Here is a 14228-nt window from a genome sequence, read left to right on the forward strand (position 1 = left end):
TATCAAATTAACGCTAAATATGGCCTATTTAATTAACTTTTGCAAGACCTTGCTGCGAAAATGTCGATTTTTGTTGTGATCGTGATCTCGATAGCGCCATGAGTCCTTCACGGTCAAGCCTCCGGAAGATACCGCGCATCAGCGACCAGTAAGGGTTGTAGTTTTTCGACCAGTTCGGGGCCGACACCTGAAGCAGCGCAGCTACATCTTGAAGCTGATATACCACTTCGCCCATGGTTTCCGATCGCACGTCCTGAGCCGCCAGCCAGATTAATGCCTTCAGCCTCTCCATGGTTTTCCCAGCCACCTTCTTCCCCTCAAGCCGAGCTTTAAACTCTACCCAGCCCCATTGAGTGATTTCCACCTGATGATTGAAGTCCAGATCATGGGCATAGCACCAGGACAGCCAACTGCGTTGATGGCCAACCAGCGGATATGCAGCACGGCGCCATGAGGTTGCTGAAAAGGTCTCCGGCTCTATCAGGGCAATGGAGCCAGAACGCGGCCGGGTTTCAGTACCTGGCACAGGATTACTATGAACAACTATCCTTGTGCCGTCTGGCTCTACAATAGTGCGCCTCTTACGCTTCATGCGTGTTGTGCAGACCTGTGTCGAGTCGGCAAAGGCTTGCAACTGCCCTTTGGTTTTTCCACTCAAGTCGGCAGTCGCCATCATGAAGCTCTCGCGAATATACTGCAGGTGTTGTTCGGACACGATCATGCTTATTCTCCAGGCGTCTGGCCCGCATGCCAGCTCGCCTATACTCCACACTATGAAATGGCGCCGATCGATAATGAGTGGTCGATGAATCTGAACCACACCTCGATCTGAGTGCCGTGCTCTTCTTCCCAACGTGACATGCCACGATGCAAATCGTCGTGATGTTTTCGACAAAGGGGGATGGTAAAAAAAATCGTGTGCCTTGGTCCCCATTCCACCCTGTCCGTGACCGATGATGTGATGAGGATCGTCTGACGGGTTACCACAGCATGCGCACGGCTGAGATTTCACCCACCGGGTAAACTTCTCGCTAGTCCAGCGTTCGCGCTTAGGTATCTTGAATAATGCTTTGGGTGGCTCAGGATCGATTACCAGCGTCTTGGCCGCCTTCTTGGCCTTCTCCGCTACAATCTGGCGCGCCGCTGGCGTGTGGTCGATATCGGTTTCTCTCTTCACTCCTGCTGGCATGGTGTAGGGCTTCATGCGCAGTGACGTTGCAGCTACATCCTCCGGTATCAGGTCGGTCAGTTCCATAACCCAGGCCCACCAGCATAGCTCTGGCAACGTCAGCTGATGGCTCTCATCGAACCTGAAATGCAGACGGGCCCGATACACAACGAAATCCGCCACGTTCTGCGCCGCCAGGCTATCCAAATCAGGCAGTATGTGGTCCCGGAATTTGTGCTGATGATGCCAACACAACCGAACAGCAAGGCGGCCATATACATGAACGCCGGAGTTTTTGTCGTGATAGCCGTCGCCTAATGTCCACTGGCACCCAGAACCATTGCCCACCCATTCCTGCAGTGCTCGAGGGCCACCAGCAGCATTCAGGACACGCTCATGCATGAAGAACGCGCTAAATCGTGGGTCACTGGCAAGCTGCTGCCGCACTGCCGGCAGGGGGCCGATTGGCATATTGCTAAATTCAGGTGGGACCGTAGCCACCAGCACTCGATCACCGAACATTGGCATCAATTCGTCGCCTGGCTTCAGAATGACTTGCCCCAGCTCGCGGACCACCACCCCTTTCATCAATCCGCGCATGGCTGCACCTCGCAGATTTTCAGCTCGACTTTGCCACCCTTCGTAACCGGTCCCCATGCCGCCACAATGCGTTTGATCTGGCTGTCATCCAGCCATACCCCAGCTTTTGTCATCGCATCAAACAGCGCCTTGAAATAGTTATCCAGGTCACGCCGTGCATGGGTCGGCGGGCAGAACAGAACCTCAACAGCGATATTCGTACTGATCGGCTTCGGCTGGCGGCGCAGTTGCTCCATCACTTGGGCGATCGCCTCTACCTGGAATGCCCTGCCGCGCTCACTGACCATGGTCCGGCCACGTGACGCACCCTTATTCGGAGAACGCCAGTAGCCGTTTACGCTTGGCGGGAATGGGAGCGTCAAAATCATGATTTACCCTTCTCCATTTTCTTCGACACCAGCTTATCGCCAGCCTCAACCAGCTCCCGGTTTACGTCTGCAAGCCGGAATTGTGCCGTCTTAATGCGCCCCTTGCAGTTCACCTCTTCCCTTTTCAGCTTCTCCAGACCTTCCCGGTGCTGCTTGATCTCACCGCGCAGTACACGCAGTTCCCAGTCCAGCTTCGTTTCGCCCTTTGCCAGCGCCAGCAGGTAGTCGAAGGAATCGATCACAGCACCGCACTGGCGGCACGTCACTTTGCGCTCGTGCTCAGAGACAGACACGGCACCATGGGCGCATCGCCGGGATAGCCGCTCGTCTTCCTCGACAAAATTCCGCATTTCTTTGATATCAGCGTTCTCATCGAAACGCTTGGTGAACGCCAGCACCTTGGCGCTGTTGTCTGGATACGGGGTTTCATCGCTCACAACACCACCTCCGCTTTGCCCGGCACCAATATCACCGATTGATCGCACTGGTTACCCCAACTGTTCCAACCTTCGGCCTGCTGACGCGCAAACAGCTCAATACGTGGTACGTCGCCCACCAGCTGCACCAGCTTTTCCCGGAACGCCTCAGGCTTGGCGCTATGCTCCATGCGTGTCGCCGTCACGTGCTGACTGATCGACGCATCCTGGCGCTGCAGCAGCTTCCCGCGCACAGCAAACAGGCAGTCTTCGCTATTGGCGCGAGTCATCCAGCCCATACCCAGCGCGTTATTTCCTTTGCGCAGGTTCGTCTTGTGCCACGTAAACCCCTTCATGGTCATCAATCGGAAACCCCATGCGCGCATTACCCGCAGCGCTTCTTCCGGCTGCGTTGGCACCCACCACATCGCCAACAGACAATTTTCATCGGCCAGATCCCAAACAGGTAATCGGCAAATATCTTCAACTTTCATCGTTGGATATTTGAACCCAGCACCACGCTTACCGTCCGCGCATTTGTCTTTGTATGTCCACGGGGGATCAGCATAAATCAGTGAATACTTCATGCAGCCTGCTCCTTCTCCACAGCTACCAAGCGGTAGAAATAAACCCACTTCCCAGACTCGCCCTTCTCCATGCGTCGCTCTTTCACCAGCCATTGGGATGGCTTACTGAACTCTCGCAGCCTGGCGCTGATAGCTGCTTGTGTGTCGTAAATCCCGTACATCTGCAGTACCAACAATTCGAGGTCACGCAACGTATGCCATTTAGCGCCGGCGGCGGCATTGCGAACGCGGCACACCTGACTTTCAGGGTTATCCTTCAGCACACCAGCCAGGATTAATCTGCGAATGCCGCTGTTGACTCGATCGCTTTCGAATACGTCCACAGGGATCGTTAATTTTTTCATGTTGACTCCCCTTCTCTTTTCGAACGGATACGCGCCAGCAGCTCTTCGCCTTTGCGCTGATATTTGCCGTCTTTGTCCATCAGTTCTGATGGGGCTGGGATGTGCTCTTTGTGGGTGATCTGCGGTGCAGGGTTCGGTACGCGATCCCCCTTTGCCAGACGCTTAGCCCACCTGCCGAGGTGCAGCTGGATGGACTTGCGGATCTCTGCATCGGTGTAGTTGTGCTGAATCATCAGGTGACGGACGTCTATCACAATCCAGTACATGACCGGCGCCGACCATCTGAAGTCTTCAGGTCTGGCATGCTGACCTCGGTTAGCGCTGTAGCGCTTGAACTCTGCCTCAACGTCTTCGACCGATGGAAGGCCCGCGCTTTCAGCTGCACCACTCTTGCACCAGCCAATGAACTTGCCGCAGCTCGGCCAAAAATCGCTTTCTTGCTGCCGCGCCATGCGCATGCCGGCCTTGACCTGCTCTACGGAGGTGATCCCGTTTTCGGCAAAGGCGAGGATCCACTGACGTTTTGCAGCGGCTACTTCAGCAGGCGTGCTCAACGCAGTCTGCTTAGCGGCCGGGAAGATTTGCATCAGATTGGTGAACAGGGCATCAACCAATTTTTCAGCGTTCTCGTTTACCACTCGCGCCTGTGGCTCAGCTGGCATCATCCGCGCCAGGGCGCCACCGTCACGACTCTGAACAGCGCTCATGAATTTGTTCATAGGGTGTTCTCCCACGCTTCAGCAGTGTTCCAATGTCCGCCAGTCGCCGCCGGGCTAACGCTCAGCTTCAGCGTCAGGTCATCCCACTTTTCACGGAGTTTTGACGGGCTCAGGATGTTCTTGCACCAAAAGGGATCCCGATTGGCTTTCGCGAACAGTTCGCAAATCTGCTTATGGTTTCGGCCATCCTGCGAGCACATCAGGCGGATTTCATTGGCCCAGTCAGCCCAGTTAGGCTCCTTCGGTCTGGCAACCTCACCATCACTTTCAGCAGCCTGCTCGTAGAGCTTCACGATGCGAGAGCGGATCCACTCCGCGCATTTGAGGTCTTCGGCACTTCCCCATATTTTTTTCTTGGCACTGAAAATGGCGGCTTCAGGGTGTCGAGATAAAAACTCACCATCAGGGGAAAAGTCCGGTTGCGCAGCGACCTGACAAGAAGGTTTTTTGTCTTTAGGTTCTAATGACTGGTTCTGGTGCCACGTGGTGCCACAGGGGGTGCCAGCAGGTGACACAGGGGCTGTGCTTTCTGACGACACACCTGTGCTTTTTGGTGCCCTAGGGGGTATGGTTTTTCGCGACACAGGGGCTGTGCTTTCTGGCGCCACAGGGTTACCGAGTGTTAGCTGGTAAATGTTTGATGTATTCCCTTTTCCGTTATTAACGCCCAGGCGGTTCTCTTTCGAGAGCAACCCCATTTTTATCAGTGCAGTGATATGAGCCTTAACGGCGCTCTTGCTGCACTCGCAATGGTCAGCAATGTGCTGATAAGACGGCCAGCATTCGCCTTCATCATTGGCGTTATCAGCCATCTTAATCAGCACCAGCTTACGCAGGGGATTGCCAACCTTTATGCTCATTGCTTGAGCCATCAGGTTCATGCTCATGCAGCAGCTCCCGGCGCCGGCAGTGCCAAATATTGGCAGCGGGCCACAACTTCCTGCAACGCGCTGTGGGTGACAGGTAACCAGCCGCCCGGTATTCTCATCACATAACGCAACGGCACCGGCGGTTTAGCGCAGCTCGCAGCTACACAACGAAATTGCCCACGCAAACGAGATTCTGTTAATCTGTTCATGCGTTAATTACTCCACACGTTTAGTTAATGCCCCGACGCCACAGACCGCATATCTGTGGCGTCACCCTCTCCAAACATCATCACAGTCACGGCGTATATCTCCGCCACCAGCGATTGGATTCGGTAACCCTTAGCTTTCAGTTTTTTACTCTCGTCGTTGTCCAATACCCCATCAGCCGTAAATTCGTTATGTGCCTTGGCAAACAGACCAAGTGCTGACATCAGTTCGTTGAACTTGACCAACAGCTCTTCATTGTCCACCTGATCGATTTCCGGCAGCTTTACGAACACTCCACCAGCACGCTTGCACATGGCTTCAGTGATGTCGCTACGACCTGAGATAGACTCCATTTCTGCAGCCATACCCAGCGGAACCACCTGCCCCGATACCTGTCGGACGCGGTTACGAAGAGCATTTTCAGTGCCGGCTACAGGGTCCAACTGCTGCGCCATCGCGCTGTACTTGCCTGGGAACAACGTGATCAGCTTGTGTATCGCCTCGCTGATGTCGTCCTGGGTAGGAAAGTCTTTGTTGTCCACAAGGTTTCCCCGCTTCTGTGGTTTTTGTTAAGCCGCTGGGGCGGTAGACTTTTTGTAAAACGAAGGGTCGTATGCAAGGACACCACCAGTGATACGGCTTAGCTTTAGAGCAATTCTCTCTGGAATGACTTCACCCCATTGAGATACGGCCGAATCACTAACGCCAAGAGCTGCAGAAATTGCACGCTGAGAGCCGTAGTGCTTGACCACTTTTTCCTTTAGCATTTTTTCACCTCACTCAATTTAAGATATCTTCAATTATTTAACTAAAGGAATCTTAAGTCAACAAGATTTAAGATTGCTTAACTATGAAAAAAGAAACCGTTGGCGAGCGCATTCATGCGCTGAGAAAGGCAAAGAAGCTGAGTCAGGTGACGCTGGCTAAAAAAGTTGGTGTTTCTAACGCTGCGATTTCCCAGTGGGAGCGTTCTGAAACAGAGCCAAAGGGGGATAATCTGATGTCTCTCGCGGCGGCATTAGAGTGCTCTCCATCGCATCTCTTGTATGGGGATGCGATAGACGAAAACATCACATATGTAGGCAAGGTTCGACCAGGGCTTGTCCCTGTGGTTGGTGATGCCGTTTTAGGAGTTGATGGCATGATCGACATGGTCGAGTACCGTGGTGGATGGTTGAAGATTTACAGCGATGACCCGAATGCTTATGGGCTTCGTGTCAGGGGTGACAGCATGTGGCCAAGAATTCAGTCAGGCGAGTTCGTCCTGATTGAGCCAAGTACCGCTATCCACCCAGGTGATGAAGTGTTTGTGCGTACCAGTGACGGACACAACATGATAAAAGTGTTAAACTATACTCGCGAGGGCGAGTATCAATTCACCAGCATCAATCAAGATCATCGCCCCATAACCTTAACTAAAGTTCAAGTTCATAAGATTGAATATGTAGCGGGTATACTAAAAGCATCGCGGCACGTTGATAATGAAAATTTAAACGATCCCTTTAATTAACAAAGAGTTAACATGATTTGCTGTGTAAAGTAAGTGAGATTTTGATGAGCGATAAGAATAGTGACATGGTTGATTTTGATGCGTTCGCTAATTATCTCAACACCTTAAAAGGTGAACAGGTTTGTCCAATTTGCCATGAAGAACAGTGGAAATTGCATACACCTAGTGAGGTTACAGAAGCGGATGAAAACAAAGCACTTGTATTGCCAACATTACCAGGCACCTTCCTCCCCGTGGAAGGGAAGGCAAAAGCGGGTTTCTTCCGAAGTCGCAGCTTAGATCTGCTAATGATGCAATGCCAAAATTGTGGATTTATGCATCTTTTTAACTACAAAACAGTTGAAAAAAATATCAAAGAACAAAACTATGTAAGGCAAGATAAGGTGGATGGGGATGAAACATCGGGAGGGTGAGTATGTCAAGGCTCAGACCTTAGACGATTTTCAGATTCTTGTCCAGACACCATACAGAAATCGCCCATTGCATTCTCAGGATAGGTATGTACCATCACATAACTTTGATGCATCGCCGCGGTTCTATACTGCTGGTATAGATGTACCTCAAAGAGGAGATGACATGACCAGCAAATTAGTTACTCATACACAAATGTGGATTGGAATTGGCGTTTCATTGTTGGGCATCGTAGCTATCGCAGTGACAGCTTCTTGGACCATATCCAATTCAATCAATGACAAAATAAACTCTTCGCGTCAGGAATTGACTACTGTTATCAACACAAGCAAGTCAGAGGTTTCTGCAAGAGTCGATAAGCTTGAAAGTAGGGTAGATAGTGGTTTTGCTACTACAAACAGTGGGATAAATGATATTAAGCTCATATTGGCAGGACAAAAAAACGCTGATAATGACAGATCACCAAAAGGTTGAATAGTAGCTTTACCCTACTCAACAATGCATCGATTACCCGGCCACCGTGCCGGTTTTTTTGCGCCCTACTTCCCCCGCCTAACGAACGCTGCAGCATCTCGCAGAACTCCCTTGTGAATCGTGTTACCCACCGTCTTCCTCTTCAGCTCCAGATAGTCAACGATGCTTGCCTGGCAAACCTCTGACCCGTCAACCACCAGCTGCATCACCGCCTCGCCAATTTCACCGGCCATAAAAGCCGCCCGCTCATCTTCCCAATTCGTTTCCATGCCACCTCCGTACAAATTTTAATCAAATTACACCCACCCAATGTCAAAGTCACTTATTTAAGTTACCTTCACTTTAATATTGACTTTAAATTTAAGATATCTTAATGTTAACCCATCGACAGCGAACAGGCAGGACGCCCACGAAGTAGCTGCCCGAGGCACACGAAGATCGGGATGATTCGCTTACCAGGTTCACAGCAGAGGGTTACACGATGCAATTCTCAAAGTTCAGATGGGCGATCTGCGGCTGCTGCGAAGGCCACGGCAAAGTCGATAACCCAGCATTTTCAAACGGCATAACTTCCAGTGAATGGGAGCAATGGGGTGATGAAGACCGCGAATCCTACATGAGCGGCCTTTACGATGTGCCCTGCCCTGATTGCCGTGGCAGCGGCAAGGTCAAAGTACCTGATGTGGCGGCAATGACATTCGCTGAAAAGCGCGAATTGGTGATGCAGCGCATCGAAGCCCGCGCAGAAGCAGAATTCCTCCGCCAATGCGCCCATGAGCGCAGGATGGGTTACTAACCCGCACCCTACGGGGCGCACCGAGGCAATCATGAGCTCACAAGGTTGGAAGGCAGTGCTCTATAGCGTTGTGGTCTGTACCCCGTTTTGGTTGGTTGTTTTGTTCGTAGTGGTGGCAGTCGCCGGGTAACCGGCGCACATCGGAATGCTCACTCGACCTTTCCCTTAGTTCTGGGAGCGGTGAAGGATCCTACCTCATGAGTGAGCAGCCCAATGTGGTTCAAGGCTGGAAACTTCGGGGGCGTTGTTTACCAGCCACCACACCTTATGCGCGGCGCCGGCCGCACTGCAGCGAGAGCGAGCGCAGATATCCGGCGGAAATGCGATTGCTGTGTGGAGTCTTTGGCGGCCACGCCGAACTTCAACCCGTGAGGAGTGAAGATAATGTTCATAGGCTGGCCGCTATTTTTTCACATATCAGGTGGCGTACTGTTTCGGGTTCACCTTATCCCTTACACAGTATAAAGCCCCGGTCCAGTGCGCCACCTGATGTGTGAGTAATTAACCGGGAGCCAGCGCTATGCGGGCGTCTGGCCTCCCTTCTTCAAACTCGATTTTCTATCTGCGGAAAATTGCCAATTCTGGCAGGGATTCGCTTTGCCGAAAATCAGCGTGTGGGAATTAACGTATGAGCTGGATTACCACTTTTACAGGTCGCCACTTGGACTTTGCGGCGCCGGCGATCAAAAGCATCTGCATTGAGGATATTGCCCAGGCACTGTCCCATGAGTGTCGGTTTGCCGGCCATCTGCCGAACTTCTACAGCGTGGCGCAACACTCAGTGCTGTGCAGCCAAATCGTGGCGCCAGAGTTCGCCCTTGAGGCGCTGATGCACGATGCCACCGAAGCCTATTGCAAAGATATCCCCGCCCCGCTGAAACGACTGTTGCCGGATTACCAACGCATCGAAGACCAACTCGACGCAGTGATCCGCCAGCGCTTCGGCCTGCCTCTGCAGATAGATATCGCTGTGAAGTATGCAGACCTGGTCATGCTGGCCACCGAGCGCCGAGATCTTGATATCGATGATGGACAGGCATGGCCAATGCTGGAAGGCATCTTCCCAGCTGACATCGTGATTAACCCGGTTATGCCGGTGCAGGCTCGAGCAATGTTCGTTGCTCGCTTCAATGAGCTGACTGAATGGGGAGTGCTGTGATGATCAACACAATCACGATCGATACTGAGACGCTGGACACTGCTCCATCCGCAGTGCTCCTTTCCATCGGCGCGTTTGCTTTCGATATTGACGATGTTCACCAGACACAGAAAAGCATCATCCAGGTGGCGCGCGATAGCGAGCTGGCAGACTTTTCAGCCAATGCATTTTACAGCCTGGCTGACACATTCGACCAATTGATGAAAGGCCGCACCGTCAGCGCCAGCACACAAACGTGGTGGCGTCAGCAAGGCGAAGACGCGCAGGACGCGTTGATCGGCGAACGTGAACCGCTGCGTCAATGCCTCGGGCTGCTCTCTAACTGGATTAAGCAACACCCAGGTGCGCGCGTCTTCTTCCGTGGTACCGACTTTGACGGCTCTATCCTTGAGCACGCCTACAAAATGTATGAGATCGAATGTCCGTGGCACTGGGGCGGTAAGCGCGACGTGCGGACCTATATCGATGCCATGACCAAAGGCACCAAAGGTTACCTGCCTAAAACCCACCAGCCATGCTTCGCGATGGTTAAGCACAACTCCCTGCATGACGCTATGAACGATGCCGAGCAGATGGCCATTGCCTATCAACTGAATAGCCAACAGGTAGGTGCCGCATGAACGTATACGAAATGGAAGGATTCCTGCGCGGAAAGTGCATGCCTCGAGACATTTTAGTTAACGAGAGCACAGCGGAATATCTGGTCAGGAAATTGAATGAAGCGACCACGGTTAAAGCTGAGCGCGATGCGCTGGAGCGCCAGCTTTTAATGTCGGAAGCCAAATGCAAAGGGTACTTTTCCGACGCAGCAGCTGCGTTGATCAAGTGCGATGCGCTGGCTGTGGAGAATGCGGCGCAGGGCGCAGCGCTTTCTTTGATTTCCGAATGCTACGGATTGTCGCCACATATTCAAAGCATGTGTGCTGTTGAAACCCCAGCCACCTCCGCAGCCCTTGCCGCTGTGCGCCTGCAGGCGAAAATCGAAGGTGTTGAAGCGGCCGCTAATCGTGTCGGAATAGTATCGCTGCGGTATAAGCCCGGACAAAAGCAGGAACTGATTAAAGCCATCGGCAGAGATGTCTTGCAGTACGCCGACGAGCTGCGGGAGGCCAAATGAAAGAGCGCCCAGTGATGCAGCAACAAGTCCAATACCCAGGCGACTTTGACAGCCTGGAAATCCGCAAGCTGTTAGATGGCCTTGTATCGGCGCATATCTCTGCCGCTATCGCAGGTGAAAAGATGAAGACCGCCGACCGCAATCGCGACCTGGCCATCATCAAGGAAAGTATCGTGAGTGCCGCTCACCTGGTTCGTTCGATTATTGAAGAACGAGAAGGCGTCTGGCTGAACGGTATTAACTCTGCCGATGATTTCCGCAAGGAGGACAGTGATGCCAGCAAATGAACTGAAGCCCTGCCCGTTTTGCGGCGGGAAAGACGTTGAAGCATTCCAGCAGTATCCGGAAGACGATGGCGGCATGGGTTCCTACATCGTTCGCTGTCATGGCTGCGACGCACAATCAGCGCAGTTCATCGGAACAGGTAAGCGAGATATGGCTATCAGGGCTTGGAACCGCCGGCACAGCCAGGAGGTAGAGCGTGATTGAGCAACTCAAATTCTACATGACCGAGGCGTCGCCGGAGCTGCTTGAGGCTCGCCGGGAATACATCGAGCGCGTAATCGTAAAAAAGCTACGTGATGGCGTGGAAGTACAGAAAAAATGGTCTGCTGAGTTTGTAAGTGACGCGGCGGATCTGATTGAGGCATATCGAAATGGCCTTGCGTTTTTCACTGAGCGAGGTTTCAACACTGAGGCACAGAGCAATGGCTAAGCCAATCGTCAGAACAAAAACCGGCGCAAAGGTCACTCTCACCCTTGAGCTGACAAATCTCGGTTCGTGGGGGCCAGAGTGCAAGATCGAGCAGGTTTACCGGCAGGCATTGGAACAGGCCGTCGGCCGCCTGGGGAGGTTATTCAAAGGGGAATCAAATATTCGGATCATTGGTAGGCCGGTGGTGCAGGCGATTACGACGGATACCGAGGTGAAAAATGGCTAAGCGTAAGAGCAACCGGCGGGCGCGGATAACACTTTGGGTTCCGATTGCCGGTTATGCCGACTGCTTCAAAATCAGCAACCGGCGGTGGCAGGTATACAACGCCAACACCCCGCCATTCGTGTGGCAGCACGTCAAGCCATCACGCCGCCAGCGCCGCGCACAACGGTCAGTATCTCAGGAGAAAAAATGAGTAAGTTTATCTGGTTACTTCGCATCTTGGTCTTGGCTGTATCGATGCTGCAGGTTGTAGTCATTGATGTCACTGAGAATGGAACCATTGGGTATGTCGTGGGTGGGGTTTTCTTTTTGGCTTACTGCTGGGCTGTGTTGAATCTGTTGGACTACCTGAAGGATACCCCTGATGGACAATAATCTGAGCGAACTGAGCAAGCCGGTGGCGACTGTTGACGTTCAACGCGGCCGACCAGATGGAAATATGTTTGCCGTTGCATGGAGTTCAGCGGGCCATGCGTTGCCGGATGGCCCACACTTCATTTACTCGCAAGAGTACGTCTCCGCCCTGGATAAGGTGGCTCAATTTTGGATTGGAGAGTCTGCCGGATGGAAGAAGCGCGCCGAGGCAGCAGAGCAGCGCGTATCTGAGGCGGAGATCAGGGGCGTAGAGAAACTGGCGGAAGCATTCAAGTCATGGGCCAGTGACGAAACCTTCCCAGATTATGAAGCGCAGCGGCATTGGGCCACTGCGAGCCAAGAGGCGTTTTCTTTCGCTGATGACCTTCGCAATGGGGAGCTGTGATGATCGATAAATATCTACTCGAAGATCTAAGTTTGCGGAATGATGAGAAAGGCGAGCTGGCACGATGGGTTATCCAGCTCCAGGCAGGTGTAGGCACAGAACAGCGCAAGTCGGCATCGCTAGAAAGCGTCATTTACGCTCGCGATACGCGCATCGCCGAGCTGGAATCTATCGCTACCGATTATGCCGGAAAGTTCCAGAAGGCACAGGATGCAGCCAAACATCTAATCATCATGAATGACAGCGCTCAGGCGGAAATTGCACACCTGAAAGCGTTGCTGGCTACGCCGGTGCGGTTGCCTAAGCGCTGGGATGTATCCGGGCAGGTTAACCCGCCCCGCATCGTTCAGGTGCAGTTTGAGCAGCAGAATAGAACCCACGACCAGTGCGCCGAAGCAATCCGCTCCGCTGGCTTCACCTTCACCGTAAAGGGGGGTGAACAGTGAGCAAATACGAAAATCTGGATGCGGCGATTCTGCGAAAAATTGGCTCGACACCAACGACATTTAGCGAGCTGTTTGGTGGGTGCGTCCGCGGTTATTGCACGTCTATAGCTGGAACTGAGGGCAAGGATAGCGATGATGCATTCCGTGTTCTTGACCGCCGGCTGCAGGCCCTGCGTAAGAAAGGGATAATCCGCAGCACATCGCGCGGATGGGTAGAGGGGGATGAGTAGCCATGGAATTTTCAGAGCAAGTTGCAATTGCAGCTATCAAGGCCGCAAGCGATATCACCGTTGCGAAGATTAACGCCAAGGGTGCCAGGTTTGATGGTTATACGGGACCAATGAATTGGTTCAAGCAGTCTCTTACTGAAGTAATTGAAGGCATTGGAAAGGGAATGAAGGTGAAGCCATGACACAGACACTAACGACCGAGAGGTTGAAAACCATCGCGGCGTGGCGCGCTAAGTACGGCGCTGGCCACAACGTGATGATTCCGGCAGAAGAAGCCGAGGCCATGGCCCGCGAACTCCTGGCTAACCGGGAGGCGCAGCCGGTGGCCTACCTGAACAAATTCTCAGGTGTATGCATGACATTGGAGCAGCAACCGAATGCGGCCGATGATGTTGCGGTTTATGCCCCTCTCTACACCGCCCCGCCAGCTCCAGCCAATGCCAATCCTGTAGCACTGGTAGACCGGTGTATAGCCGCGTGTCCTGGGGCGAGCTTAAGTGTGGGCCTTGCGCCAGCAGTGCAGGCTCAACCTGTAAGCCAGGGTTACAGGTTGCCGGATAACGTGCGCGAGGCTCTCACACTGGCGTTACAGGCCATGGAATTTATGGGCGACACGCTGAATAACATCGACGCGGTATGCACCGAAGATGTTGAGTATGTGACACCGGCATTCACAGCGGTGCGCGGGTTGCTGGCAGCAGCGCCGGAGGGTGACAATGGCTAAGACAGCAGCAGAACGCAAAGCGGCACAGCGCGAACGGCTACGCAAATCCGGTGTTGTTCCATTTGAACTGAAGTTGGATCAGCAAGAAGTGGAAATGTTAAAGGAAAACTGCGCGGCCCGACGGCCGCAACGTGAACCGTATGACATGGACGAGTACATAACAATACTGATCCGGAAGGATAACGCCGAGCTAAAAAAGCAGTTGGCGGCGCTCAGTGAGCGCTGCTGCGGGAAGTGTAAAGACAAGCTGCCCGGCGATCCTGCCGGGTGTTACTTCCTCGGTGATTCAGAGTGCTGGCAAACGTACGGCTGGCATGAGTTAAAACTATCACTGTGACATGTCACGATTGATTTAATGCCCGTATGCGGCGGGCTTAACGTGTGG

Annotated in this window: 28 protein-coding genes; 18 read left to right on the forward strand and 10 right to left on the reverse strand. The window is 52.9% G+C overall.

Annotated features, from left to right (window positions below):
- Positions 1–28 precede the first annotated feature (28 nt).
- The 9 genes from D7I37_RS27485 to D7I37_RS22405 form a co-directional block, all read right to left on the reverse strand.
- Positions 29–1768, reverse strand: coding sequence for a bacteriophage antitermination protein Q (locus D7I37_RS27485; RefSeq protein ID WP_242502729.1), 1740 nt, complete (start codon positions 1766–1768; stop codon positions 29–31).
- On the reverse strand, positions 1756–2136 hold the full coding sequence (locus D7I37_RS22370; RefSeq protein WP_129544395.1) for a RusA family crossover junction endodeoxyribonuclease: 381 nt from the start codon (positions 2134–2136) through the stop codon (positions 1756–1758). The genes D7I37_RS27485 and D7I37_RS22370 overlap by 13 nt, the downstream gene beginning before the upstream one ends.
- Positions 2133–2573 (reverse strand): hypothetical protein, encoded by a 441-nt coding sequence (locus D7I37_RS22375; RefSeq protein WP_129544396.1) that lies wholly within the window; start codon positions 2571–2573, stop codon positions 2133–2135. Before D7I37_RS22375 ends, D7I37_RS22370 begins: the two co-directional genes overlap by 4 nt.
- A complete protein-coding gene (locus tag D7I37_RS22380; RefSeq protein ID WP_129544397.1) occupies positions 2570–3139 on the reverse strand; it encodes an MT-A70 family methyltransferase in 570 nt (189 codons plus the stop codon). The genes D7I37_RS22375 and D7I37_RS22380 overlap by 4 nt, the downstream gene beginning before the upstream one ends.
- The gene (locus D7I37_RS22385; protein WP_129544398.1) at positions 3136–3483 is read right to left on the reverse strand and encodes a hypothetical protein; all 348 of its coding nucleotides are present in this window, start codon (positions 3481–3483) and stop codon (positions 3136–3138) included. The genes D7I37_RS22380 and D7I37_RS22385 overlap by 4 nt, the downstream gene beginning before the upstream one ends.
- Complete coding sequence (locus tag D7I37_RS22390) at positions 3480–4202, reverse strand: replication protein P (RefSeq protein WP_129544399.1); 723 nt, start codon at positions 4200–4202, stop codon at positions 3480–3482. Before D7I37_RS22390 ends, D7I37_RS22385 begins: the two co-directional genes overlap by 4 nt.
- On the reverse strand, positions 4199–5089 hold the full coding sequence (locus D7I37_RS22395) for a helix-turn-helix domain-containing protein (RefSeq protein ID WP_129544400.1): 891 nt from the start codon (positions 5087–5089) through the stop codon (positions 4199–4201). Before D7I37_RS22395 ends, D7I37_RS22390 begins: the two co-directional genes overlap by 4 nt.
- Positions 5090–5304: 215 nt before the next feature.
- Complete coding sequence (locus tag D7I37_RS22400) at positions 5305–5820, reverse strand: YmfL family putative regulatory protein (RefSeq protein WP_129544401.1); 516 nt, start codon at positions 5818–5820, stop codon at positions 5305–5307.
- Between the two features lie 27 nt (positions 5821–5847).
- Positions 5848–6045 (reverse strand): Cro/CI family transcriptional regulator, encoded by a 198-nt coding sequence (locus D7I37_RS22405; RefSeq protein ID WP_129544402.1) that lies wholly within the window; start codon positions 6043–6045, stop codon positions 5848–5850.
- A gap of 83 nt (positions 6046–6128) precedes the next feature.
- Between D7I37_RS22405 and D7I37_RS22410 the strand changes: the two genes are divergently transcribed.
- The 3 genes from D7I37_RS22410 (at position 6129) to D7I37_RS22420 (ending at position 7673) form a co-directional block, all read left to right on the forward strand.
- Entirely contained in the window at positions 6129–6788 is a 660-nt protein-coding gene (locus D7I37_RS22410) for a S24 family peptidase (RefSeq protein ID WP_129544403.1), read from the forward strand.
- A gap of 44 nt (positions 6789–6832) precedes the next feature.
- A complete protein-coding gene (locus D7I37_RS22415; RefSeq protein ID WP_129544404.1) occupies positions 6833–7201 on the forward strand; it encodes a hypothetical protein in 369 nt (122 codons plus the stop codon).
- A 163-nt stretch (positions 7202–7364) separates the two neighbouring features.
- Positions 7365–7673, forward strand: coding sequence for a hypothetical protein (locus D7I37_RS22420; protein ID WP_129544405.1), 309 nt, complete (start codon positions 7365–7367; stop codon positions 7671–7673).
- Between the two features lie 65 nt (positions 7674–7738).
- Here the strand turns inward: D7I37_RS22420 and D7I37_RS22425 are convergent, their stop codons facing one another.
- Positions 7739–7942, reverse strand: a complete 204-nt coding sequence (locus D7I37_RS22425) for a hypothetical protein (protein WP_129544406.1) — start codon at positions 7940–7942, stop codon at positions 7739–7741.
- A gap of 212 nt (positions 7943–8154) precedes the next feature.
- Here D7I37_RS22425 and D7I37_RS22430 point away from each other — a divergent pair, with 212 nt between their 5' ends.
- The 15 genes from D7I37_RS22430 (at position 8155) to D7I37_RS22500 (ending at position 14180) form a co-directional block, all read left to right on the forward strand.
- Complete coding sequence (locus D7I37_RS22430; protein WP_129543828.1) at positions 8155–8469, forward strand: hypothetical protein; 315 nt, start codon at positions 8155–8157, stop codon at positions 8467–8469.
- Positions 8470–9097: 628 nt separating this feature from the next.
- Positions 9098–9628 carry an HD family hydrolase gene (locus D7I37_RS22435; RefSeq protein WP_129543827.1) on the forward strand — a complete coding sequence of 177 codons (531 nt, stop codon included), beginning with the start codon at positions 9098–9100 and terminating at the stop codon, positions 9626–9628.
- A complete protein-coding gene (locus D7I37_RS22440; protein ID WP_129543826.1) occupies positions 9628–10248 on the forward strand; it encodes a 3'-5' exonuclease in 621 nt (206 codons plus the stop codon). Before D7I37_RS22435 ends, D7I37_RS22440 begins: the two co-directional genes overlap by 1 nt.
- Positions 10245–10745 (forward strand): hypothetical protein, encoded by a 501-nt coding sequence (locus D7I37_RS22445; RefSeq protein ID WP_129543825.1) that lies wholly within the window; start codon positions 10245–10247, stop codon positions 10743–10745. The genes D7I37_RS22440 and D7I37_RS22445 overlap by 4 nt, the downstream gene beginning before the upstream one ends.
- The gene (locus tag D7I37_RS22450; RefSeq protein WP_129543824.1) at positions 10742–11032 is read left to right on the forward strand and encodes a hypothetical protein; all 291 of its coding nucleotides are present in this window, start codon (positions 10742–10744) and stop codon (positions 11030–11032) included. Before D7I37_RS22445 ends, D7I37_RS22450 begins: the two co-directional genes overlap by 4 nt.
- Complete coding sequence (locus tag D7I37_RS22455) at positions 11019–11234, forward strand: Lar family restriction alleviation protein (protein ID WP_165283097.1); 216 nt, start codon at positions 11019–11021, stop codon at positions 11232–11234. The genes D7I37_RS22450 and D7I37_RS22455 overlap by 14 nt, the downstream gene beginning before the upstream one ends.
- Complete coding sequence (locus tag D7I37_RS22460; protein WP_129543822.1) at positions 11227–11460, forward strand: hypothetical protein; 234 nt, start codon at positions 11227–11229, stop codon at positions 11458–11460. The genes D7I37_RS22455 and D7I37_RS22460 overlap by 8 nt, the downstream gene beginning before the upstream one ends.
- Positions 11453–11686: a hypothetical protein gene (locus tag D7I37_RS22465; protein WP_129543821.1), complete on the forward strand. Its 234-nt coding sequence runs from the start codon at positions 11453–11455 to the stop codon at positions 11684–11686. The genes D7I37_RS22460 and D7I37_RS22465 overlap by 8 nt, the downstream gene beginning before the upstream one ends.
- A 186-nt stretch (positions 11687–11872) precedes the next feature.
- A complete protein-coding gene (locus D7I37_RS22470; protein WP_129543760.1) occupies positions 11873–12058 on the forward strand; it encodes a hypothetical protein in 186 nt (61 codons plus the stop codon).
- The gene (locus D7I37_RS22475) at positions 12048–12443 is read left to right on the forward strand and encodes a hypothetical protein (RefSeq protein ID WP_129543759.1); all 396 of its coding nucleotides are present in this window, start codon (positions 12048–12050) and stop codon (positions 12441–12443) included. Before D7I37_RS22470 ends, D7I37_RS22475 begins: the two co-directional genes overlap by 11 nt.
- Positions 12443–12889, forward strand: coding sequence for a hypothetical protein (locus D7I37_RS22480; protein ID WP_129544407.1), 447 nt, complete (start codon positions 12443–12445; stop codon positions 12887–12889). The genes D7I37_RS22475 and D7I37_RS22480 overlap by 1 nt, the downstream gene beginning before the upstream one ends.
- Positions 12886–13119, forward strand: a complete 234-nt coding sequence (locus tag D7I37_RS22485) for a hypothetical protein (RefSeq protein ID WP_129544408.1) — start codon at positions 12886–12888, stop codon at positions 13117–13119. The genes D7I37_RS22480 and D7I37_RS22485 overlap by 4 nt, the downstream gene beginning before the upstream one ends.
- Positions 13120–13121: 2 nt before the next feature.
- A complete protein-coding gene (locus D7I37_RS22490; RefSeq protein WP_129544409.1) occupies positions 13122–13301 on the forward strand; it encodes a hypothetical protein in 180 nt (59 codons plus the stop codon).
- On the forward strand, positions 13298–13843 hold the full coding sequence (locus tag D7I37_RS27740; RefSeq protein WP_129544410.1) for a hypothetical protein: 546 nt from the start codon (positions 13298–13300) through the stop codon (positions 13841–13843). Before D7I37_RS22490 ends, D7I37_RS27740 begins: the two co-directional genes overlap by 4 nt.
- On the forward strand, positions 13836–14180 hold the full coding sequence (locus D7I37_RS22500) for a hypothetical protein (protein WP_129544411.1): 345 nt from the start codon (positions 13836–13838) through the stop codon (positions 14178–14180). Before D7I37_RS27740 ends, D7I37_RS22500 begins: the two co-directional genes overlap by 8 nt.
- Positions 14181–14228 lie beyond the last annotated feature (48 nt).

The organism is Serratia sp. 1D1416 (assembly GCF_003641105.1).
Taxonomy (GTDB): Bacteria; Pseudomonadota; Gammaproteobacteria; order Enterobacterales; family Enterobacteriaceae; genus Serratia; species Serratia ficaria.